Below are 654 nucleotides of genomic sequence, written 5' to 3'. Positions count from 1 at the left end.
CCCGAGGTGCTGGCGCGGCTGCTGGAGGCCGCGCACCACGGCCCCAGCGTGGGCTTCATGCAGCCCTGGCGTTTCATCCGCGTGGCCGATGGGGCGCTGCGCGGGCGCTGCATGCCTGTGTGGAGGCCGAGCGCCTGCGCACGGCCGAGGCGCTGGGCGGGCGCGGCGCGGAGTTCCTGCGCCTGAAGGTCGAGGGCCTGCGCGATGCGGCCGAATGCATCGCCGTGGCGTTGGCCGATGGCCGCGAGGCGCATGTGTTCGGTCGCCGCACGCTGCCGCAGATGGACCTGGCCTCGGTCGCCTGCGCGCTGCAGAACCTGTGGCTGGCCGCGCGCGCCGAGGGTCTGGGCATGGGCTGGGTCTCCATGTTCGACCCCGCCGCCGTGGGCGCGCTGCTGGGCCTGCCGCCCGGTGCCGAGGCGGTGGCGCTGCTGTCCATCGGTCCGGTACACGGCTTCTACGAAGAACCCATGCTGCAGCAGGAGCGCTGGGCGCGCCGCGCGCCGCTTCACACCGTGGTGTTCGACAACGCCTGGGGCCAGCCGGCGCCCTGGCTGGCGGAAGGCGTTGCCGCGGACCCGATGCCGGCCGCCGGCGAAAAGGGCCCCCGTTGATGGACGCCGCCTGGGCCCTGGCCCTCGCGCCGCCGCGGCA

The 654-nt window shown here is 75.2% G+C and carries 1 pseudogene; it reads left to right on the top strand.

The features are described from left to right. Positions 1-614, top strand: a pseudogene (gene bluB, locus AC27KI_RS26665) (5,6-dimethylbenzimidazole synthase); the annotation flags it as partial. Positions 615-654 lie beyond the last annotated feature (40 nt).

The organism is Acidovorax sp. KPB24-03 (assembly GCF_057546605.1).
Note: the sequence above shows the minus strand (reverse complement) of the source record. Positions and strands in the feature narration are given on the sequence as shown.